Source organism: Chloroflexus sp. (assembly GCF_034434295.1).
Taxonomy (GTDB): Bacteria; Chloroflexota; Chloroflexia; order Chloroflexales; family Chloroflexaceae; genus Chloroflexus.
In genome coordinates, this window is sequence record NZ_DAOTZQ010000075.1 from 52313 (window position 1) to 73125 (window position 20813).

Annotated in this window: 15 protein-coding genes; 7 read left to right on the forward strand and 8 right to left on the reverse strand. The window is 56.6% G+C overall.

Going from position 1 to position 20813, the window contains the following annotated elements; genetic code table 11:
* Positions 1 to 860: 860 nt before the first annotated feature.
* A complete protein-coding gene (locus VAE57_RS11085; protein WP_322821942.1) occupies positions 861 to 3107 on the reverse strand; it encodes a 6-phosphofructokinase in 2247 nt (748 codons plus the stop codon).
* 275 nt (positions 3108 to 3382) lie between these two features.
* Here VAE57_RS11085 and VAE57_RS11090 point away from each other — a divergent pair, with 275 nt between their 5' ends.
* Complete coding sequence (locus VAE57_RS11090) at positions 3383 to 5566, forward strand: heavy metal translocating P-type ATPase (RefSeq protein ID WP_322821943.1); 2184 nt, start codon at positions 3383 to 3385, stop codon at positions 5564 to 5566.
* Between the two features lie 420 nt (positions 5567 to 5986).
* On the opposite strand, the gene VAE57_RS11095 is transcribed toward VAE57_RS11090, so the two are convergent.
* Positions 5987 to 7333, reverse strand: coding sequence for a M20 family metallopeptidase (locus VAE57_RS11095; protein WP_322821944.1), 1347 nt, complete (start codon positions 7331 to 7333; stop codon positions 5987 to 5989).
* A 54-nt stretch (positions 7334 to 7387) separates the two neighbouring features.
* A complete protein-coding gene (locus tag VAE57_RS11100; RefSeq protein ID WP_322821945.1) occupies positions 7388 to 8497 on the reverse strand; it encodes a glycosyltransferase in 1110 nt (369 codons plus the stop codon).
* Positions 8498 to 8847: 350 nt separating this feature from the next.
* Here VAE57_RS11100 and carA point away from each other — a divergent pair, with 350 nt between their 5' ends.
* The 5 genes from carA (at position 8848) to VAE57_RS11125 (ending at position 15423) form a co-directional block, all read left to right on the forward strand.
* Positions 8848 to 9972 carry a glutamine-hydrolyzing carbamoyl-phosphate synthase small subunit gene (gene carA / locus VAE57_RS11105; RefSeq protein WP_322821946.1) on the forward strand — a complete coding sequence of 375 codons (1125 nt, stop codon included), beginning with the start codon at positions 8848 to 8850 and terminating at the stop codon, positions 9970 to 9972.
* A 108-nt stretch (positions 9973 to 10080) separates the two neighbouring features.
* Positions 10081 to 10923: a TRM11 family SAM-dependent methyltransferase gene (locus VAE57_RS11110; protein WP_322821947.1), complete on the forward strand. Its 843-nt coding sequence runs from the start codon at positions 10081 to 10083 to the stop codon at positions 10921 to 10923.
* 406 nt (positions 10924 to 11329) lie between these two features.
* Complete coding sequence (locus VAE57_RS11115) at positions 11330 to 12466, forward strand: Druantia anti-phage system protein DruA (RefSeq protein WP_322821948.1); 1137 nt, start codon at positions 11330 to 11332, stop codon at positions 12464 to 12466.
* Entirely contained in the window at positions 12463 to 13614 is a 1152-nt protein-coding gene (locus tag VAE57_RS11120; RefSeq protein WP_322821949.1) for a DNA double-strand break repair nuclease NurA, read from the forward strand. Before VAE57_RS11115 ends, VAE57_RS11120 begins: the two co-directional genes overlap by 4 nt.
* 3 nt (positions 13615 to 13617) lie before the next feature.
* Entirely contained in the window at positions 13618 to 15423 is a 1806-nt protein-coding gene (locus VAE57_RS11125) for an ATP-binding protein (RefSeq protein ID WP_322821950.1), read from the forward strand.
* A 67-nt stretch (positions 15424 to 15490) separates the two neighbouring features.
* Here the strand turns inward: VAE57_RS11125 and VAE57_RS11130 are convergent, their stop codons facing one another.
* From VAE57_RS11130 to VAE57_RS11150, 5 genes are read right to left on the reverse strand one after another with little or no spacing between them, the layout of a single operon-like run.
* Positions 15491 to 16144, reverse strand: coding sequence for a DUF4230 domain-containing protein (locus tag VAE57_RS11130; RefSeq protein WP_322821951.1), 654 nt, complete (start codon positions 16142 to 16144; stop codon positions 15491 to 15493).
* 18 nt (positions 16145 to 16162) lie between these two features.
* Entirely contained in the window at positions 16163 to 16822 is a 660-nt protein-coding gene (locus tag VAE57_RS11135) for a DUF4230 domain-containing protein (protein WP_322821952.1), read from the reverse strand.
* Between the two features lie 18 nt (positions 16823 to 16840).
* Positions 16841 to 17950, reverse strand: coding sequence for an o-succinylbenzoate synthase (menC, locus tag VAE57_RS11140; protein ID WP_322821953.1), 1110 nt, complete (start codon positions 17948 to 17950; stop codon positions 16841 to 16843).
* Positions 17950 to 18663, reverse strand: a complete 714-nt coding sequence (locus VAE57_RS11145) for an FKBP-type peptidyl-prolyl cis-trans isomerase (protein WP_322821954.1) — start codon at positions 18661 to 18663, stop codon at positions 17950 to 17952. The genes menC and VAE57_RS11145 overlap by 1 nt, the downstream gene beginning before the upstream one ends.
* Before the next feature lie 44 nt (positions 18664 to 18707).
* A complete protein-coding gene (locus tag VAE57_RS11150) occupies positions 18708 to 19676 on the reverse strand; it encodes a glutaminyl-peptide cyclotransferase (RefSeq protein WP_322821955.1) in 969 nt (322 codons plus the stop codon).
* Between the two features lie 301 nt (positions 19677 to 19977).
* On the opposite strand from VAE57_RS11150, the gene VAE57_RS11155 reads away from it, so the two are divergent.
* Complete coding sequence (locus tag VAE57_RS11155) at positions 19978 to 20442, forward strand: CBS domain-containing protein (protein ID WP_322821956.1); 465 nt, start codon at positions 19978 to 19980, stop codon at positions 20440 to 20442.
* Positions 20443 to 20813 lie beyond the last annotated feature (371 nt).

The following is a 20813-nucleotide window of genomic DNA, read 5'->3' on the forward strand; positions in this document are numbered from 1 at the left end:
ATGGTCATCGGCTGGCCCCTGGTGAGGTTCGCTCAGGGGCAGCAGCACCCATCAGGAAAGCTTCCAGCCCCGCCCGGCACGACGCCACTGTCCGCCATCGCTGTCACCATCCCGGTTCCATCGGTGTGTCCTGGTGTGATGGACGGATGCACCGGCTCCCTCCGGCATCATGACTGCTCTGGTGCCATGCGGTGATGTCTAGGGGAGTGCAGGCGGTGATGTATTGCCTGCCTGTCTCTGGAGCATCACGGGAGAATGGAAATTTGAGAGCCGTGCTAGAGCTTCCTGAGGGGGTAGAAGTGGCGCTGGCTTATATTTTCAGTTTGGCTCTGAACCCGGCGCGGCGAAAGAACGCCCCCACTCCGGCCCGCCCCGTTGGGGGTGGGTGTGACCGGTTCAGGGTGGGTCAGCAGGGTACGCGGTTCCGGGTGATGGGCGAGCTGGAGGCTCGCGCCCCCAGGAGATACTAGCGCTTGTATCACATCTGGATTGACAATGGGCATCGTGCTGGTTGTCGTGCTTTTGCTGACGCTCGACTGAGCATGCCCCTAGCGGGCCGCTGGTAGGTCGTCGCAGCGCATATTGACAGGTTTACGTGCCATTACGTTCAGCGGCAATGTCAGGGTGGAGCCTGGATCGCGGGTCAGTCCTGCGCTGCTCTCAGGTAAGACACGCCCCCAACCCGGCCGCCCCCAGCGGGGGCGGGTGTGACCGGTTCAGGGTGAGTCAACAGGGTACGTGGTTCCGGGTGATGGCCGCGCCGGAGGCTCGCGCTTCCAGGGGATACCTGTGCTTGCGCACTGTGGTGCAGTGTTTGGTGCCGTGCTTAGGTGCAGCATTAGGGTGACAATGGATAGTGTTCATGACTTCCCGCTCTCAATAGTGGGCGATGGCGGCGTTGTGAGCAAATCGGTCATTTGTCGCAATGACATCCACCACTGCTCACGCGGACGGGCATGCACCGTATCCATCAGACGTGGCATATCGTCGAGCTGATGAATCTGGACTTTACCGCCCCGATAACCGATGAACGCCCCAATTGGTTCACGACGATCTGCGTGCTCGATCAGGAACTCGATACAGCGCACAGCCAGACGGGTTGCCTGAATGCGGTCGAACGGCGAAGGATCACCGCCCTGCTGCAAATGACCGAGAATCGCCTGGCGTACCTCGAACAACTTACCACCTTCTTCTTCAAACAGCGAACAGATGAACGAGGTGGTGTAGATCGGATTCGCTTTTTCATTACGAATGATCAAGCTCAGGCGCTTACCGGCGCGAAACCAGTGCATCATCTTGTCGAGATCGTCCTGCAATCTACGTAGACTGATGCCTTCTTCGGGGAGGTAGACCTGCTCGGCGCCGGTTGCCAATCCGCTCATTAAGGCCAGATAGCCACAATCGCGCCCCATGACTTCGACGATGAAACAGCGCCGCGAAGCCACTGCCGACTGCTTGATACGGTCAACGGCATGGACGATACTGTTAAGCGCTGTATCGGCTCCCAGACTCAGCTCAGAACCGGGGAGATTGTTATCAATCGTTGCCGGCAAGCAGATCATGGGGATATTGAATGCCGGGAAGATGTGTCGCTCGCTGTACAGCTTGTAGATAGCCTGATACCCGGCCCAACCGCCGATCATCAGAATACCGTCAATCCCGAAGCGTTCGATATTACGGGCAATCTGATATAGCTCACTGCCTTGCGGCACCTTGCGATTGGTGCCCAGCTCGGCACCGCCCATCGTTGCCCAACCGCTTACGCTCATCCAGTCCATTTCGTGGATGTCGCCATCGATCAGACCCTGAAACCCATTGCGCACACCAAGCATGGTATGGCCGCGATCAATACCGATCCGTACCGCTGCCCGCACTGCCGTATTCATCCCCGGTGCCGGCCCGCCACTATGTAACACTGCGAAGCGATGCCCGCGCCGCAGTCGGTCGGGAGGCGAAGGCTGCGACTGAATGAGGGTGCCAAGGGTGCGGTATGCCTCCACAAAGCTATTGCCGCGCATCGCCAGTGCGCGTTCGTAGTCGCGCTGGGCAATCGCCTCGGCAACCTGACGAGTGTCGCGGACACAGGTCATCAGTGGTAAGCGCACAACCCGATTCTCGCGTAACCCAATCAGTTTCGGTTCGGCATTGGGATCGGCTTCCAGTAACTCTTCGACTGCCGTTGCCCCCAATAATGAACTCATCCAGCGATCAAATGCGCTGGGAGCGCCACCACGCTGCACGTGACCGAGGATGGTCACTCTGGTATCTTCACCCAGGCGCTCTTCCAGAACTTTCTTGACATACGAAGCCGTGATTGGTTTCCCGTCACGATCACACGCCCCTTCGGCTACCACCACAATGCTATCGCGCCGCCCCTGTTCGCGTCCGATCCGCAGCACATCGCACATATGCTGCTCCCAGTCGTCCATTTGGGGAGGCATTTCAGGGATAAGTGCCCAGTCTGCGCCGCCGGCAATCGCCCCCATCAGCGCCAGGTAGCCACAATTCCGTCCCATCACCTCGATGACAAAGGTGCGCTGATGACTGGCCGCCGTTGAGCTGATCGCATCAATTGCCTCGGTAATGCGATGCAGCGCTGTGTCGGCGCCGATGGTCATATCAGTGCCGCAGAAGTCATTGTCGATACTGCCTACAATCCCAGCAATGAGGAGGTTGGGGTGGGCGGCTGCCTGCTCGCTGCTGATCTCACCCGCTGCGACCAGTTCGGCCAGTAGTTCCGGCCATTCACGACGAAAGAGGTCAGCACCGGTGAGACTGCCATCACCACCGATGACGACCAGGCGGTCAATACCGTGGGCCAAGAGATTCGCTGCTGCGCGGCGCCGGCCCTCGCGGGTACGGAAGGCTGTGCTGCGCGCCGTACCAATGATCGTACCACCACGCTGAATAATGCCGCCAACGGAACTCCAATCCATGCGCCGGATAAACTTCCCACCTTCGATCAGACCCTGATAGCCTTCGTAGATTGCAAAGACTTCACAGCCACGACTGATGCCGGTACGTACCACCGCCCGTACTGCGGCGTTCATGCCCGGTGCATCGCCACCACTGGTTAAGACTCCAATTCGGATTGTTGGATGTGTCATTGTATTCCTCGCCCTCTTGGCGGATAGCGATATGGTTGCATGCGCAAGTATATCACAGGAGCGTGGGGTGAAGCATGTGCAGAGCCGCCACACCGGACGATGGGTAGAACTGTATGTCTTGTTGAGATTATGTATTGAATACAACAGTATTTTCATTGCTGAAAAAACCAGTAAGACATGGTTTCATTTTCATGCATTCCCCTTGACTCGGCGACAAAATAGCGTAAAGTGAAGTCGTAAGCTGAACGTTGTTGGCCTGCTGAGGAATTTCAACCATGAATAAACAGCAGTTTACCATTAGCGGGATGGATTGCCCGGATTGTGCGCGGAAGATTGAACGGGGAGTCGAACGATTGCCGGGTGTGACGACGTGCGAGCTGCATTTTACCACTGCCCGCTTGCACGTAGCCGGTGATGTAGACCCGGCGACAGTGATTGCCCGGGTACGCGATTTGGGGTACGACATTCAGGCCGAGGCCGGTTCTGGCGATGAGTTACCACCGACGTTTTTAGGTTTCATGGCAAGCCGTCGGGAGACCCAACTGGCCTTGATCGGTCTGGTGCTAGTATTGCCGGGGATAGTACTCCACGAAGTGCTTGGTTGGGATGCGTTGTGGATAGATGTGCTATCGCTGCTGGCGCTGGCACTGGTAGGGCCGGGCATTGCCCGTCGGGCCTGGCGAACACTTCGCACTAACCGTGAGCTGGGGATTGATGCGCTGATGACCATCGCTGCTATCGGGGCGGTGGTGATTGGTGCTTATGTTGAAGCCGGGCTGGTACTGGTGCTCTACGCTCTTGGCGAAGCGCTTGAAGGGTATACGGCCAATCGTGCCCGCCACGCTATTCGTAGTCTGCTAGAGCTAACGCCACCCACCGCCACACGGCTGACATCCAGCGGTGAGCAGGTGGTGCCGGTTGCCGCTTTGCAGGTCGGTGACCGGATTCTGATCCGGCCCGGTGAACGGGTACCGGTTGACGGTACGATTGTCGCCGGGAGTTCGCTGGTGAATCAGGCGCCGATTACCGGCGAGAGTCGGCTGGTTGAGCGCGACGTGGGTGATACGCTTTTTGCGGGGACGATGAATGGTGAAGGCAGTATTGAGTTGCGCGTTGATCGTCCCGCCGCCGAGAGTGCGGTTGCCCGGATGATCCATCTGGTGCAGGAGGCGCAGGAGCGCCGGGCACCGGTGCAACGGTTCATCGACCGTTTTGCCCGCATCTATACGCCTCTGGTCACCGCGCTGGCAACGCTGGTTGCAATTGTACCTCCACTCGTGTTCGGGCAACCGTTCTGGAATCCCGATCCCGATACGTTTGGCTGGCTCTACCGCGGTCTGGCTCTGCTGGTCGTTGCATGTCCGTGCGCGTTGGTCATCAGTACACCGGTCAGTGTTGTGAGTGCGCTGAGCACAGCGGCTCGCTATGGGGTATTGATTAAAGGTGGCGCATACCTGGAGACGCTGGCACGGGTGCAGACAATTGCGCTGGATAAGACTGGTACGCTCACAACCGGCAAACCAACCGTGGTCGGTCTGCGAGCCGTTGGTTGTCCTGCAGGTGAGGCGACCCCGGTCGGGCATTGCCGTACCTGCGATGAACTGCTCACGATTGCCGGGGCGGTCGAGCGTCGTTCTGAACATCCCCTTGCCCTCGCCATTGTCGGTGCGGCAGTCAATCACGGTCTTACCCTGCCGCCAGCCGAGCAGGTACGGGCGTTGACCGGGAAGGGTGTGGTGGGGGTGGTCAATGGCGACGAAGTCTTGATCGGGAGTCATCGTGTCTTCGATCAGGCGTTGAGTCACGATGAATGGCATTGTCTCGCGGCGAAACGCGATAGTCAGCTCGGCTACACGCCCCTAATGGTCGGTGTCGGTGGTCAGTATCGCGGTACAATCACCGTTGCCGATACGGTGCGGGCCGAGAGCCGAAGTGCAGTGGCGGCGCTGCGCGATCAGGGCTTACGCATCGTCATGCTTACCGGTGATGAACCGGCGACCGCTGAACGGATTGCCGGTGAGATTGGGGTGTCTGAGGTGTGCGCCGGTCTGCTGCCCGAAACCAAGGCTCAGGTGGTCAGTACATTACGTCAGTCTGGTGGTGCCGTGGCAATGGTCGGCGACGGGATCAATGATGCGCCAGCCCTGGCAACCGCTGATGTCGGGATTGCGATGGGTGTACAGGCTGGGGGTACGACGCAGGCCATGGAGACTGCCGATATTACGCTGCTCGGTGGTGATTTACGGCAGTTGCCGTTTGCAGTAGCACTTAGCCGGCAGGCCATGCGTACTATCACGGCGAATATTATCTTTAGCATCGGGATCAAGCTGATCTTTATCGTTCTGGTGCTGGCCGGTCTCGGCACGATGTGGATGGCCGTGCTGGCTGATGTGGGGGCATCGCTGCTGGTTACGCTGAATGGCATGCGCTTGTTGGGTTTTCGGGCACGGTTGCCGTAGTAATATCAAATATTGACGGCCCCCGCTGGTGCGGGTTGGTTACGGGGGGCGATACGCCGCTGAACGACGGCACGGCGGGTTGGCACAGGTGGAGTGCGCATTGCAGTAACGCCCCCACTCTCACCCGCCCGCGCTGGGGGCGGGAACCAGCGGTGCCGGATGGCTCCCGCTGGTGCGGGTTGGTTACGGGGAGCGGTATCCCGCTGAACGACGGTACGGCGGGTTGGCGTGGGTGGTGAGCGAGCCGGAGGCGTGCGCTCCCAGATCAGGGCTTACGCATCGTATTTTAGCATTCAGGTGACTCCAGAGCGTGTCCTATGACTCCTGGGAAGCCGGATTTAATATGCGACAGCGGGTAAACGCTCTCGCCATTGGCAGTGAGGGACGCACAGACGTGCGCCCCTGGAGCGGTAGAGATTATTACCCGGCGAAATGTCGGATCAGACTCCCCATCCAATGGATAGCACGCCAGTAGTCGGTAAGCCGGATGTTCTCGTTCGGGGAGTGAACGCGCGTGCCGTGATAACCACAGCCGGCACCACTGGCGACGGGTGTGCCCAGGGCTGTACACAGTGGGTAGACCGGCCCGGTACCGGCCATGGTGGGGTAGAGGATGGGTTCACTGCCGTAGACCTCGCGGGCTGAGGCGAGCGCCGCCTGGACAATCGCTGCATCGAGCGGCCCACGGGCCGGATGTTCCCCACCCAAATCAATAATCTCGATGTCCGCAAAGCCCTCGGCGTCGAGATGCTGGCGTAACTGGTGTAATACCTCAGCCGGCTCCATATCCGGTACCAGGCGAAAGTCGATCTTGGCGCGTGCTTCGTTGGGCAGTACGGTTTTGCTGCCTTCGCCGGTATAACCACTCACCAACCCACAAATCGTACAGGTTGGTTCAAACAGATGGCGGCGCAGACGATCCAGGCCGCGCAGACCATCAAGAAATTCATCCAGACCAACATCGGCCAATAATTCTTCGTCATTGGTTGGGATGGTGGTCAGAGCGGCCAGATCGGCGGCTGAGGGGGACCGGACACGGTCGTAGAAGCCAGGGATGCGCACCCGACCATCGGGGCCTTTGAGCGTGTTGAGTGCCCAGGTCAATCGCCAGGCCGGGTTTGGTACAAAGGTCGCATACGACGAGTGGAGATCGTAGCTGGCGCCACGGGCCACCAGTTCGACGTATTGAATACCTTTGGCGCCACAGGTCACGACCGGTCGTTCGTTGATGTCAACCCCGCCTGTCTCCCAGAGGCAGCCATCAGCGCGGAGGAGATCGGCATATTCGCGACAGACCGCCGGTAAGGTGCGCGAGCTAACCTCTTCTTCGCCTTCAATCGCGAAGATAATGCGGATCGGCAATTCGCCTTCAGTCGCCAGCCATGCCTCAATCGCCTGAATACGCAGCATCAGGTTGCCCTTGTTGTCGGCAACACCACGTCCGTAGAGCTTACCGTCACGTTCGGTCAATTCAAAGGGCGGACTCTGCCACAATTCAAGCGGTTCAGCCGGCTGAACATCGTAGTGGTTGTAGATGAGCAGGGTGCGCGAGCCGTTACCAATCGTGGCGTAGACCATCGGGTTGCCGCCATCAGCCTGCAAGATGCGGGTTTCGGCGCCTAACCGGCGCAAGCGCTGTTCGACAAAGGTTGCCGTCTCGGCGATGCCACGGTTTTGGGCAGCTACCGAGGGGATACGTACAATGTCGGCCAATTCAGCCAGAAAGCGCGAGCGCTGGCTTTCCACGTAAGCTGCAAAACGTTCCATGAGCTGCTCCGATTGTACAAAAGCGGTTCAGGCAGTCATTATAGCACTGTCATTTCAGGGTGATACTGTCAGCGCCTCAGCGTACACCTGCTCGATGCGCGTTACCATATCCGCGAACTGAAATTCGGTGACGGCGCGTTCGCGTCCGGCCAGTCCGAACGCCCGCGCCCGCTCCGGGTTACGCCAGAGTTCGGCCAGCGCTGCGGCCAGCGCCGGTGGATCGTCTGGCGGTACTACCAGGCCGGTACGCCGGTGCACCGTTACGTAGCTGGTACCGGTTCCCAGTTCGGTGCAGATGACCGGTAAGCCGGCCAGTTGAGCCTCGATCTGCACAATCCCAAACGCCTCACTGCGCGCTACTGAAGGCAATACCAGCACATCGGCCAGCGCGTAGAGAGCACGCAACGTCGCCTGATCAACCTCTCCCAACACATGCACACGATGGTGAATGCCCAATTCAGTGGCCAGGCGGATGATATCAACACCGCGTACTGTCGCATCGCCGCCGGCAATAATCGCGTGTCCAAAGGGTAGCAGGGCCAGGGCACGGATCAGGCGATCAACACCCTTGTAGTAGCGCAGACGCCCTACGAACAACGCATTGGGGCCGGGAAAGCGCCGGCGAAGTGTCGCCACCAGGGGTGGATCGGGCAACGGCAGCGGTGGTACACCGAAGGGCACTACCCGAACGCGATCTCGGTGACGCTGAAGCCATGGTGATGAACGCACCAAAAACGGGCTGGTGGCAATAATCCGGGCAGCCCGGCGCAGGGTGTGCGCGATCAGGGGTGCGGTCAGCGTTCCCAGTACTCGTTGCCGCACAATATCGCTGTGGTAGGTGACGACCAGCGGCGATTGCACGGTCAGGAGGGACAGATCGCCAAACGGGTAGGGGTGGTGAAAGTGGATCAGATCGGGGCACAGGCGTGGTACCTGCCAGAGGAGGGGGAGACTGATCGGCGCACGGGCCAGGGTTAGCTGGCGTGGGGTTGCCACCAGATCGACACCGTTGCGCTGTGTCCGCCAGCCGCGCCGCCCTGGTGCGGCAAAGACGACCGTTACCCGATGCCCACGCGCAGCCAGCGCTTCGCTCAACGACTGGAGATGATTTTCGATGCCGCCCTGGATCGGTGGGTAGTCTTTGTAGAATTGCACAATATGCATGGTGTGTATCTTACCAGCTTCGACTGCCTTTTTGGGTATCACCACAGAGGCACAGAGGATGAAATGCTCTGTGTACTCCGTGTCTCTGTGGTTTACCACCAGGGTATGGGTCTACCGTAAGAGCACGGATTGGTGAGTTGCACCACAGAGTCACAGAGGTATAGTATGGAGTATTTGCTATGTTCTCCGTGTCTCTGTGGTGAAATACCACCACAGTGGATACAAGACATAATGCATTGCCCGAATGGCAACGATCCGACGAACAACGTAACTTCTATGTTACAATACGCCAGATAGTTTGATAGGCGGCAAGAATCGCGCCGCGTCTCACAATGAGAGTACAACAGACAATGGATGCAGTGCTTGTCTTAGAAGATGGTCGCGTCTTTCCCGGGCGGTCGTTCGGTGCTCCGGGTGAGCGTGTTGGTGAAGTTGTCTTTCACACCGGCATGACCGGCTATCAAGAGATTTTGACCGATCCCTCGTACTGCGGTCAACTGGTCACCATGACAGCACCGCACATCGGGAACACCGGCGTCAACGATTTTGATCCGGAGTCGATCCAGCCGCAGGTTGCCGGTTTTATTGTGCGCAGCTACAGCGAACACTACAGCTCGTGGCGTGCGCGTGGCAGTCTCGCCCAACTGCTGCGTGACTATGGGATTGTGGCGATTAGCGATGTTGATACCCGTGCTCTCACCCGCCATATCCGTACCGCCGGGGCGATGCGTGGCATTATCTCCACAACCGGTGAGTCGATAGAGTCGTTACTCGCGAAGTGTCGGGCAGCACCGTCAATGGAAGGGTCGGATTTAACGCAAGTGGTGACCTGTCCCGAACCGTACCACTGGGCTACCAACAGTGTGCCGTTTACCCCGCCCTACCCGAACGGCCCGGTGCAAGAGCTGCGATACCACGTTGTCGCTTACGACTTCGGCCTCAAGCGCACCATTTTGCGCCGCCTTGTCGATCATGGCTGTCGGGTGACGGTGGTACCGGCCACCACCCCACCCGAAGATGCGCTGGCTCTCCAACCCGACGGTATCTTCTTCTCGAATGGGCCGGGCGATCCGGCAGCGGCGACCTATGCCGTGGCCACGCTGCGCTCGTTGCTCGGTAAACTTCCAGTCTTCGGTATCTGTCTTGGACACCAATTGATGGGGCTGGCCCTCGGCGGGCGCACCTACAAACTACCTTTCGGTCATCATGGAGCAAACCACCCGGTGCGCTATCTGCCCACCGGTCGGGTTGAGATCACCTCGCAGAATCATGGGTTTGCCGTCGATCCCGACTCGTTGCCGGCAGGTGTTGTTTTGACCCATATCAACCTGAATGATCAGACCCTGGAGGGTTTTGATTATCCTGAATTGCAGTGCTTCAGTGTGCAGTACCACCCCGAAGCAGGGCCAGGGCCACACGATGCAACCTATCTCTTTGCCCGCTTCGCCGAGGCAATGGCTGCCCGTCATTCGTAGGCGGAAGCAGGCCGGGAAGGTGGCCAGGGTAGGGACGGCCACCTTCTACGTTACCCATTCCTGCGCCGGACCGAATCATGACACCGTGCAGATGTAGAGCAGAACGCCATGAGCAGCGAACACGATCCCCGTAACCGGCTCAACGACCTCGATGCACGGGAGTGGACGTATGCGTTGCGCTCTGTCATTAGCACTGCGTATCCGACCCGCGGACCGGAGAGCTTTGCCCACCATCTCCGTCGTCAGCACCCCTCGCCCAAACCGCCCCAACTCATGGCCGAACTTATTCGCTTCTTCACCCGCCAGCACGGTCACGTGCTCGATCCGTTTGCCGGGGTTGGTGGTACGCTAATCGCCAGTTCGCTGGAGGGTCGCACGGCAGTCGGTATCGATCTTTCAACCGAATATGCGACCATCTACCAGGCAGTTTGTGCCGAGCTACAGATTGCACCGCAAACCTATGTGGTTGGTGATGCCCGTAATCTGCTCGAACTACCGGAGGTGCGGGAGCGACCGTTTGATCTGATTCTGACCGATCCGCCATACGCGGCGATGATGACGCGCCCGAAAACCGGCGAGCGGCGCAAACGCGGTCGCCCCGATCCCACGCCGTTCACAACATCAGCGGCGGATTTGGGCAATCTGCCATACCACGAGTTTATCGGTGAACTATGCACCATCCTCATCGCTGCGCTTCAGGTGTTGCGGCCCGGTGGGTATCTGGTGATCTTTGCCAAAGACCTGCAACCGACCCCTGAGCATCACAACATGCTCCACGCCGATCTGGTGATTGCCCTGCGCCAGATACCGGGACTTGAGTATCGTGGTTATCGGATATGGCACGACCAGAGTCAGCGGCTGTATCCGTTTGGTTACCCGTATGCCTTCGTGGCCAATCAGATGCACCAGTTTATTTTGATCTTCCGCTGGCGGGGGGATGTGAAGGGGTGAGGTTCTGATGTCCGTTCATTGCGGTCGTGCTGAAAGCAGGATTTGGTATGTGATTAACGTTCATTGGCTTGTATCACGATGCATGGCCTTGTGAGAGTAGATTCTTCGTAACGGGGTGATAAGAAAGGTATCGCGGATTTGCCACGGGTGTCGTGTTATGTTACTTCTAGATGCGGTTTGCAGAGGGTTTCCTACAGGTGATACGTACTCGATATATTCCCAGAAGTATTGTTTCTTCAGTCATCCCCCACTAAATAGCAAGATGGCAATACACATAGTTTATGTGCATGCAATTATATCATATCGATGATGATTATAGATTATAGAATGTACTTGACATGCCTGATATTCCCGGCTATGCTACTGAAAAGTATGAAGAATATATCAGTACCATAGGACTTTTCGTGTGAATGGGGCAGAATTGGCTGAACTGGTGCTACGCAAGCTACAAGAAGCTGGCTTTGTGGTAACGGCGGATAGTATCGATTACCCTTCAGTGCTGGACAAGGAGGGTTTGCGACAGATACACGAGCCAGCGGTTCAACTAGAAATCGCTTCCAGGAAAGAATGGCTTAATCGAAACCTGCCCAAATATCTTCGCTTTTTCGCCAATGGTGATGAAGTAATTCCCGAGCACATCGATCCTGTGTTGATTGAAGTAACTGAAACGCAACATCACAATCTCTTTCGTATGGCCCGCTTCCTCTGGTCACTACCGTTCTCGAAGGGTTATGGTCGTCGCTTGCGTTGTTTAATCATGGATCGGTCCAACGGTAAATTGATCGGCCTTCTGGCACTACAGTCGCCACCACTCAGCTTCCCGGCACGAGACCGCTTGTTTTGTTATCCGCCCGGTAGGAAGACTGAGATGGTGAATCAGACGATGGACATCCAAACGTTAGGCGCGGTACCACCGTATGATCGCCTGTTAGGTGGGAAACTGATTGCATTAGTAGCGGCTTCAAACGAAATTCGCCAGATGTACTGGCGGAAATATTCTGGACGAACAACCGAGATGGAACGGCGTATCTTGCCTCCCCATCTGGTTGCTCTGACAACGACCAGTGCCTTTGGACGAAGCAGTCTATATAACCGGCTCCGATTTAACGGCTCTGTTATCGCTGAGTCACTCGGCTATACGGAAGGCTATGGCACATTCCACTTGATGGAACTGTACCCTCTCTTTCGAGCATTTTTGGAACAGCAGGGGATTTCGACATACGGCGGTTTTGGTACGGGACCACGCCGGAAATGGCAAACAATGGTCAGGGCATTGAACCGGTTAGGCTTTTCTGGCGACCTCCTCCGGCACGGTGTTAAACGAGAAGTATTTCTTTTTCGTCTGGTAGATAATCTTGAGTCATACATGGAAGGTCTTGATACCGAGCCGAAGTACCGTCATTTGCCATTCTCTGATCTCGTTACTTGGTGGCGAGAACGCTGGCTCTTACCACGATCAAAGCGTGTGAATGGCTGGAAAGAGTGGCGCAGAGAGGAAATCAGAAATCTGTTACTGGCTGATCAGGAAAAGGTTGAGCCATGACTGAGTCTGCAGAACGACCCTTCGGTGAGCTGCCGTCTGCACTCGTAGATGAAATGCTCAAGCGTACCGAGAATCTCGGTCAGAAATTATTGTACGATTTCGAGCAGGTGCGTGCACGGCGTGACGAATGGCGAGAAGGGCTAAAACGTGCGGGTATGCTGCGCCGCGACGCAGAAGTTCCCTATGTTCCTATTCCTACAACCTGCGGCATTGATGGTTCTTATGCAGTAGAACGGCTCCTGACCAGTGATCTGGTTGCAGCCGCTGCGGTGGCGGTTGAAGGCCTAACGCCACCTTCGGAAGCACGTCACTGGCCCGAACCCCGGCATCAGGTTTGGGTAGAAACAGAGGCCCACGAGGCTGAAACAAGTACTGTGTTACGTGCTCTTATGATTGGTATGGAGCTGGAACTGGCGTCACGTGCCCCGCACGAGATCGTCTTTCTCGATGGATCGCTCACGACGCCTCTTATCTACTTTAATCAGGCACTCAATAAAAGTCGTGAAATTCCCCACCTGCAAACCACAATGCACTTTCTCGAACGTGCATCCTCAATGTTAGAAGCCTATCTAATCGTACTTTCCTCAAACCGTAGTGATCGGTGCTGGCTGGCGGTTCCCAAGTACACGACGAGGCGAGAGATTGGGCGAGTGATGGGCTGGCCGGACTCTCACGATGATCGCGGACTTCTGAGCTTTCTGCTAGAGCCAGGCGAATACACTATGCCCAGCGCGTTGCAGCAACCATCCGAACCCTGGCATCTCAACACCGAGCCGCTTGCAGTCACCGGTAGTCGAACAATTGCGAATATAGCTGATCAGGTCGTTTCGGCACTTGGCGAGATTCAAGTTATCTACTATCGACCCTATCCGTGGTTACCAGCCCTCCGCTTAGAGATGAGTCGCGCTGTAGCCCAAAATACGGCACGTCTGGCAATGGTATTGCACGGTGTACGCCATCAATGCGGTGCACCAGCGGTTATGGAACCATTTCCCCTTTATCTGGCAGATCGGATGGTCAAGCATTTACCGAAGGCTATCCCCACCTTTCGGCAGGTTACCAGTCAGCATATCGCAGAGACATATCAGGGGGACGTTGACGATATTTTTTTTGGCCTGCATGGTTATCGTACTGAGTCAGGAGTATGATCTATGTCAACGAGCCTTAATGAACTGGTAGACAAGGCGGAACGCATTGGTGTCATCGGATCACCATCATCCACGAGCGAGTTAGCCCTGGATATTCTGGCCAGAGCTGCCGGCAAGAAGCTCGTTGGAGAACTGGCACTTTTCCGCTATGACCAGGATGGCCTGCCTCATTACGCGCTTGGTCAGATCACCGAGGTAAGTATGCGTAATGTCTGGCACGAAGATCCTACGATGCGTAGCCTGATCCGCCAACGCGGGAGTATAGATACCATTAGCGAGCGCCAGGATACGCATCTTGGCGAAATGACTATTAGTGCAGTGTTTGCCGCAGGTCCGAATGGTTATCGTCCCAGTATTCTGGGCACAGTTCCGTCTACTGGTACGCCAATCTGTCTTGCGAACGACGAAGTGTTGTCCGAGTTGCTCTCGCCCTATCGAGATCAGCTTTTCTACCTGGGCCATGTTTACGGCTCAAAACCACTTCTGCCACTGTGGTTCAAACATTTTGGCAGTGGCCCACAAGGTGCTGGCGAAGCCTACCATCTAGGTATCTTCGGTAAGACTGGCTCTGGTAAGTCAGTACTGGCTAAGATGATCTTGCTGGCGTATGCTCGTTATCCGCAGATGGCAATGCTGGTTATTGATCCCCAGGGAGAATTTGCCAAAGAAGTTAGAGGGGAAGCCGTGCCCGGTGGATTTCATTTACCGATGAAATCAGTACTGAACAGATTGGGAAAATTCACACAGCTCTACGGTGTACAGGATCTGGTGTTGGATCGGTGGGAATTATTTGCTCAGATTCTCTATGAGTCACCATTTTTTGAACAACTGAGCATACCGAAAGGTGAAAATCGACAGTTAGTCGCAGGGATGCTATCTGATCGTTTGCAGCGCACAAAAGTTGCATTAAAAGATTTGCATACGCGAGAGTCTTTCAAACTTGCCTGGTCCATTCTCGGCGATGAAAATGTCCAAAAGGTCTTCTACCGTAGCGAGGGATCACGTGCACGGTTCCAGTCTGTGTACAGTCAAGCTGACGAAGATTTATTCTTCCAAAGTTACTGGCTTCCGGTAACAAGGCTTTTTCGAGAGGATCGATCAAAAGCTCGCAAAGTTGAGTCATTACTGACAGGATTATTTAATCTGGACCAGGCACGACGACCTCTAGTTGTGATCGACCTGTCAGTGGAACAGGCAACTCAAACGACCAACAGTCTAGGGCCAATGTTTGATAACAATATACCTCAGCCTCAGAACACCCAATTGTTCTGGAATGAGACAATTCAGGCATTGGTGATCAAACGGCTGTTGGAAGGTGTTCGTACAGCAGCAGAATATGCCTACAGGCAGAACCGTAGTCTTAATACTCTGGTACTGATTGATGAAGCTCACCGCATGGCACCCCGTGAAAATCCAGATAGCGATGAACAACGAACAATACGGAACATCCTGGTCGATGCCGCCCGTACTACGCGCAAGTACGGATTAGGGTGGATGTTTATTAGTCAGACCCTCTCCAGTTTGCATCGCGAAATTCTGGAGCAGTTACGCATCTTTTTCTTTGGGTTCGGTCTGGGTATGGGGGCTGAATTCAAAGCCTTGAGTGAGCTAGTTGGTGGCCGAAGTAAAGCGCTTGATCTTTATCAGTTGTTCAGAGATCCGCATTCGTCATTCGATACAGGTAGCCGGGAGTATTCATTTATGACAATTGGCCCGGTCTCACCACTCTCATTTGCCGGGACACCGCTGTTTTTCAACGCTTTTAATAAGGTGGAAGACTTTTTGGAAATGAATCGGTTGGAAACGTAGAGGAAGCATGTTGCAGTACCTGCCCATGATGTTTTCTTCTAACTTAGCCCTCCCTTCCCAACCTCCGCTACGGCGCACTATACCCGCGCACGATGACCCGCACTTCGGCGATGCCCAGGCTGTTGAGGAATTGGGTGTAGTAGGCTTCGGCATCGCGAGCGGCCTGTGACAAAATGCCCGACTCGATAGCAGCGTCTACCAGTGCGGCTTTTGCCTCGGCGTCAACGGATTGAAAGAATTGTTCGAGTTCGGTGCGCGGGCAGATGAAGCCGGGACAGAAATCGGTATTCTCGATGATCCGACTATTAGCCAGATCGAGGGTAACCTGATCGGTGAAGACCTGTGGTGGCGGTAGGGTGATCTGTACCCGACGGCCATCGCTGCTCACCCAGACATCTTCGGGGCGCAGTTGACTCAGATCGATACCGGCGGGAACCCGGCCCCGGATCAGTACCAGAAATTCCTGACGCACGCCTAGATTGCGCAAAAACGCTGCCCAGCCACCCGGTGCATCGAGATGACGTATTTCCACACCGGCGTAGTGCTCGATAAAGATCTGCTTATTCACGCGCCGCACGGCCTCTATAATCTGCGGCCCCACAGTGGTGGTGGTGGTAGCCTGCGGCGCAGATGGATTCTGGAACGCCTGAGCAACACTCCAGATCAGAAAAAGCACCGCAGCAATGGCGAGTCCGTTCCAGATCAGTTTCAATGTGCGCATAGATGCATCCACCTCACGCTATGGGGTGAGCGGTTCGATAACAACGCGGCTAAAGCCGAGATCATCGATCAGCCAGCGTTCGAGACGGCGGTAGGCAACTTCGCTGGCAATGCTGATCAACCCTTGATCACCGGCAACCCGCTGTTTGATGTCGGCACGGGCCTGGGCCAGGGCCTGATTTTGGGCTGCTGTGATCTGACTGCCGATCCAGCGACGCGACTCGCCGATTACCTCGATCTCTATCGGATTGGGTTCGCCGGAAACAGTGGCTCGCGGTAATCGGATCAACAGGGTATTACCATCACGCCGAATCTGGGCCTGGCTCAGATCAACGGCCAGGCGAACTTCGGCGGTCACTTTGAGCGTGATCTCATCACGGCCAAAAAAGCTCTGTGCTCCGCTCACCGTGGTGACGGTTGTGACTGGGAATTTGATCGCCAGCTCGATTGACGGATCGATCCGGCGTAGATCGGGCAGCGGAATGAGTGTCGGAGCAGCCGCTGCCTGGGTTGGTGGCAAGGGGGTAAAGGTTGGTGGCAGGGTTGGCCATGGCTCGACGGCAACAGGTGTGGCGGCTGGCGTTGAGCTGTGCCAGCCGCTGTTGACGAACACGAGCAGACCAATTATCACGAGCGCCACCACGCCGCTCACCAGCCATTGAATTGGACGCTGTTCCATCATGTGTTACATACGCTGCTACGCACGCAGCATGACATAATCAGTCGTGACTGCCGCCAGACGTTCCAGATCGACTTCAGCCCCACTTCCCGGCCCGGTTGGGACACTGAGCGTACTGTCGGGATTGAGCGTAAACGGGTTGGTCACAATGTCCTGGTGGAAGTAGCGATCATTCGCGCTGATGTCGCCGGGCAGACTAAAGTTGGGCAGGCTGGCCAGCCCGACGTTAGCAGCTCGCCCGATGCCGGTTTCGAGCATTCCGCCGCACCAGACCGGGATGCCGGCGGCCTGCGCCAGATCGTGAATCCGTCGGGCAGCCGTAAAACCACCAACCCGCGACGGTTTGATATTGATCACGCCACAGGCTTCCAACTCAATTGCCCAGCGGGCATGATCTGGCGAGACAATACTCTCATCGAGACAAATCGGCGTGTGGAGCAGCCGCTGAAGTTTGGCGTGATCGATGATGTCATCATGCGCCAGTGGCTGCTCGATCAACAACAGATCAAACTCGTCGAGCCGGGCCAACTGGTCGGCCTGATCGAGGGTGTAGATGCTGTTGGCATCAACCTGCAAGCGCAGATCAGGCCAGCGCTCGCGCACAGCCCGTGTCGGCTCGACATCCCAGCCCGGTTTGATCTTGAGTTTCACCCGTTGGTAACCGGCATTGACGTAGCCGGCGACCACATCAAGCAACACCTCTATCGACTCCTGAACACCGACACTGACACCAACTTCCACCCGTTGCCGGGTACCGCCAAGCATGGCACTCAGGCTTTTGCCCTGTGCGCGCCCGAACAAGTCCCATGCAGCGAACTCGAGACCGGCCCGTGCCATGCGGTTGCCGCGCACACGGGTGAAGATGGTATCTACCTCCTCTGGTCGGCTCAGATCACGCCCCAACAGCATCGGGGCCAGAATCTCGCGCATCATCACCCAGGCGGTGGATTGCGTCTCTTCGTTGTACCACGGCCCCACGCCAACCGGAGCTTCGCCCCAGCCCACTGCCCCCTCGCTGTGCAGGGTCACAATCACCGAATGATTGGCCTCTTCCCGCCAGCCGCTCGTCTCGAAGGGCGCCCGGTATGGCAACCGGATCCGTCGCAATTCGATGGCCTCAATCCGCATCAACGCACCTCCAACAGCTCCACTTCAAAGATCAGAGTTGCTCCTGGCGGGATCACACCACCCGCTCCGCGATTGCCGTAGGCCAAAGCTGCCGGAATAATTAACTGACGGCGCCCGCCAACCCGCATACCGGCAACCCCCTCATCCCAGCCGCGAATGACTCGTCCGGCACCGAGCGGAAAGACAAACGGTTCCCCTCGGCTGAGCGAGCTATCGAACATACTGCCGTCGGTGAGCCAGCCGGTGTAGTGGACGGTCACGGTGCGACCGGCCATTGCGGTTGCCCCATCACCAACCGTTAAATCGGCGTATTGCAGGCCACTGGCACTGGTCGTGTACTGATCAGCCGGCAAGTCTTGCGGCGCTTCCGGTGGGCCAGGCAAGACCTCGACCAGCTCAACATCGAAGGTCAGGGTCGCGTTCGGTGGAATAACCGGCGGATACCCCATCGCCCCATAACCGAGATGGGGCGGAATAATCAGTCGCGCCTTGCCACCAACCCGCATCATCCCAATCCCCTCATCCCAGCCGGGAATGACCATCCCGACGCCGAGGGGAAAGCGGATCGGCTCACCACGCTCATACGAACTATCAAACACACTGCCATCGGCCAGCATCCCGCGATAGTGAACGGCGACAATCGCACCGGGTTGCGGCTGCTCGCCATCGCCGGCCTGAATTTCGACGTACTGGAGGCCACTTGCTGTGGTCATGATCAACTCCTGTCTGTTGAGGCCCTACTGGGCACGGATACCTGTTACTGACCTTCAGAATTAGAGATCAGCGGAAGATACATTGTCTGTTCAAGCGCGATGGCGAACAAACGCGGCCAGTATTTGCCGGTGACGTAGATCAACCCACGCTCTGGATCGTAAGCAATCCCGTTCAGCACGTCGGCGGCAGCGCGCTCGCTTGGCGAGAGTAATCCACTCAGATCGAGAATACCGGTAACCTGACCGGTGTTTGGATCGATGCGTACAATCTGGTCGCTGTACCACACATTAGCGAAGATCGCGCCGTTGATATACTCCAGCTCATTTAAGCGGTCACGTGGTTGATCGCCAATTCTTACTGTGATTGTGCGCTCGATCGCAAGCTGGCCCGTCGCGACCGTCGCTTCCGGATCGATAAAGTAGAGCGTCGCTGTGCCATCACTCATAATCAGCGACGAGCCGTCGTAGGTTAAGCCCCAGCCTTCACGCGGTATAGTTGCCGGCGGCACCGGATAGATGAATGAACCGATCTGGTTGAAGGTGGCAACATCATAGATCAGTCCACGCTGGTTCTGCCAGGTCAGTTGAAAGATGCGATCACCAATCCGGGCAATCCCTTCCCCGTAGAGGGCCGGATCGCCGAGGCCAACGCTGCGCAATACCTGACCGGTCTCCAGAGCCACTTCGCGGAGCGACGAATTGGCATAGTCGCCGGTTCCTTCAAACAGTCGGCCCGACTCGGCAACGATCAGCCCCTGGGTCCATGCGTGCGGATCGTGGGGATAGGACGCAACAACCCGATACGGTAACAGGGGCGGCGTCTGAGCTGCGGTGTCAGCGGCGCCGACCAACGGCAACATCAGATAGGTGGCAGTCGGGGTTGGGGCCGGTACCTCGGCCAGGGGAATTGCGATCAGGGTGGTCGGTGTTGGTGCAGGCTGATTGACGGGTGCAGAACCACACCCGGCCAACAGACCTATCATCACCAATACCAGCCAACGCAACCGGCTCACGGGTACGCCCTTTCTGGTTTCATGCAAGCGACATCTCAGCGACCCTTCAACCTGTCTTGCTATAGTCCAGGCTGAACAACAACTGCAAGCAGACCACCATTCGGCAGAGGTATTGTACCACCTTCAGCCGTGGTTGGAATACGTTGCGGCGGATACATCCCCGGTGATTGCAACGTCATTCTTTACCATCTGGTTGACAGATCATCACTACGCAAGGGAAAGAAATCCTCTTCAAAAGAGCCGTTCTTGTGCTAAGATCACAACTACAGACATCCAGTTTATCAGCGCAAGGAGGCGCACCATGACGAACAAAACAAAAACGACCGTTCCGGTCGAACAGGAGATTCGCTACTGGATGCGCACACCGGCTATCACCATCAACCTGGCTGCGCCACTTAGCGAAGCGCTGGCACTAATGCGCGAGCACGACATCCGGCGGCTACCGGTGGTGGTTGATACGGGTGAATTGCGCGGTATTATCACGCAGGGTGACATTCGCGGGGCTGATATTATGCGAGTCGCCGGCCTCGATCCGGTTGATATTGCCCAGGCCCTGCGCAATGTAAAGGTCTACGAGGTCATGACCGAAGACCCAATTGCGGTTACTCCAGAGACCGGTCTGCGCGAGGCGGCATTGTTGATGATCGAGAACAAGATCGGCGGTTTACCGGTGATTGACGAAAATAAGCGTGTGATCGGCATCATCACTGAGAGCGATCTGTTCGAGGCGCTGGTGCAGCAGCTTGAGACGCATCCGCGGTTCTGAGGCTTGAGATATGGGGGGAGGAAATAGGATATAGGAGAGAGGAAATAGGGGAGGGGAGAAGAGAGTGGTGTGCTGAGTGGGTGTGGGGGTTTGTTGCGCGTTGTGTGAGACCTGGGAGCGGTGATTGATCACCTGCCCCTGCTTCTCAACCCTTATGGGGGAGGAGCAGGGGATTTTTATGAAGAAGTGTGCATTGAGGTGTCTCCAGGTGTGGATATGCGTGACAGGATTGGTGGTGCTGGTGTGCGCTGGCAGCGTATGATAACCAAAGTTACTACCTTTGTCACCACAGAGGCACGGAGGACACAGAGGCCGGGCATAACCGGCGTTGCTATCGTGAGGCGTGACCGAGCACGTTGTTGTGCGTAGCG

Bases quoted from the DNA above. Each gene is read 5' to 3' on its own strand.
- VAE57_RS11085 (WP_322821942.1), bottom strand. From the start codon at position 3,107: ATGACACATCCAACAATCCGAATTGGAGTCTTAACCAGTGGTGGCGAT.
- VAE57_RS11090 (WP_322821943.1), top strand. From the start codon at position 3,383: ATGAATAAACAGCAGTTTACCATTAGCGGGATGGATTGCCCGGATTGT.
- VAE57_RS11095 (WP_322821944.1), bottom strand. From the start codon at position 7,333: ATGGAACGTTTTGCAGCTTACGTGGAAAGCCAGCGCTCGCGCTTTCTG.
- VAE57_RS11100 (WP_322821945.1), bottom strand. From the start codon at position 8,497: ATGCATATTGTGCAATTCTACAAAGACTACCCACCGATCCAGGGCGGC.
- carA (WP_322821946.1), top strand. From the start codon at position 8,848: ATGGATGCAGTGCTTGTCTTAGAAGATGGTCGCGTCTTTCCCGGGCGG.
- VAE57_RS11110 (WP_322821947.1), top strand. From the start codon at position 10,081: ATGAGCAGCGAACACGATCCCCGTAACCGGCTCAACGACCTCGATGCA.
- VAE57_RS11120 (WP_322821949.1), top strand. From the start codon at position 12,463: ATGACTGAGTCTGCAGAACGACCCTTCGGTGAGCTGCCGTCTGCACTC.
- VAE57_RS11125 (WP_322821950.1), top strand. From the start codon at position 13,618: ATGTCAACGAGCCTTAATGAACTGGTAGACAAGGCGGAACGCATTGGT.
- VAE57_RS11130 (WP_322821951.1), bottom strand. From the start codon at position 16,144: ATGCGCACATTGAAACTGATCTGGAACGGACTCGCCATTGCTGCGGTG.
- VAE57_RS11135 (WP_322821952.1), bottom strand. From the start codon at position 16,822: ATGGAACAGCGTCCAATTCAATGGCTGGTGAGCGGCGTGGTGGCGCTC.
- menC (WP_322821953.1), bottom strand. From the start codon at position 17,950: ATGCGGATTGAGGCCATCGAATTGCGACGGATCCGGTTGCCATACCGG.
- VAE57_RS11145 (WP_322821954.1), bottom strand. From the start codon at position 18,663: ATGACCACAGCAAGTGGCCTCCAGTACGTCGAAATTCAGGCCGGCGAT.
- VAE57_RS11155 (WP_322821956.1), top strand. From the start codon at position 19,978: ATGACGAACAAAACAAAAACGACCGTTCCGGTCGAACAGGAGATTCGC.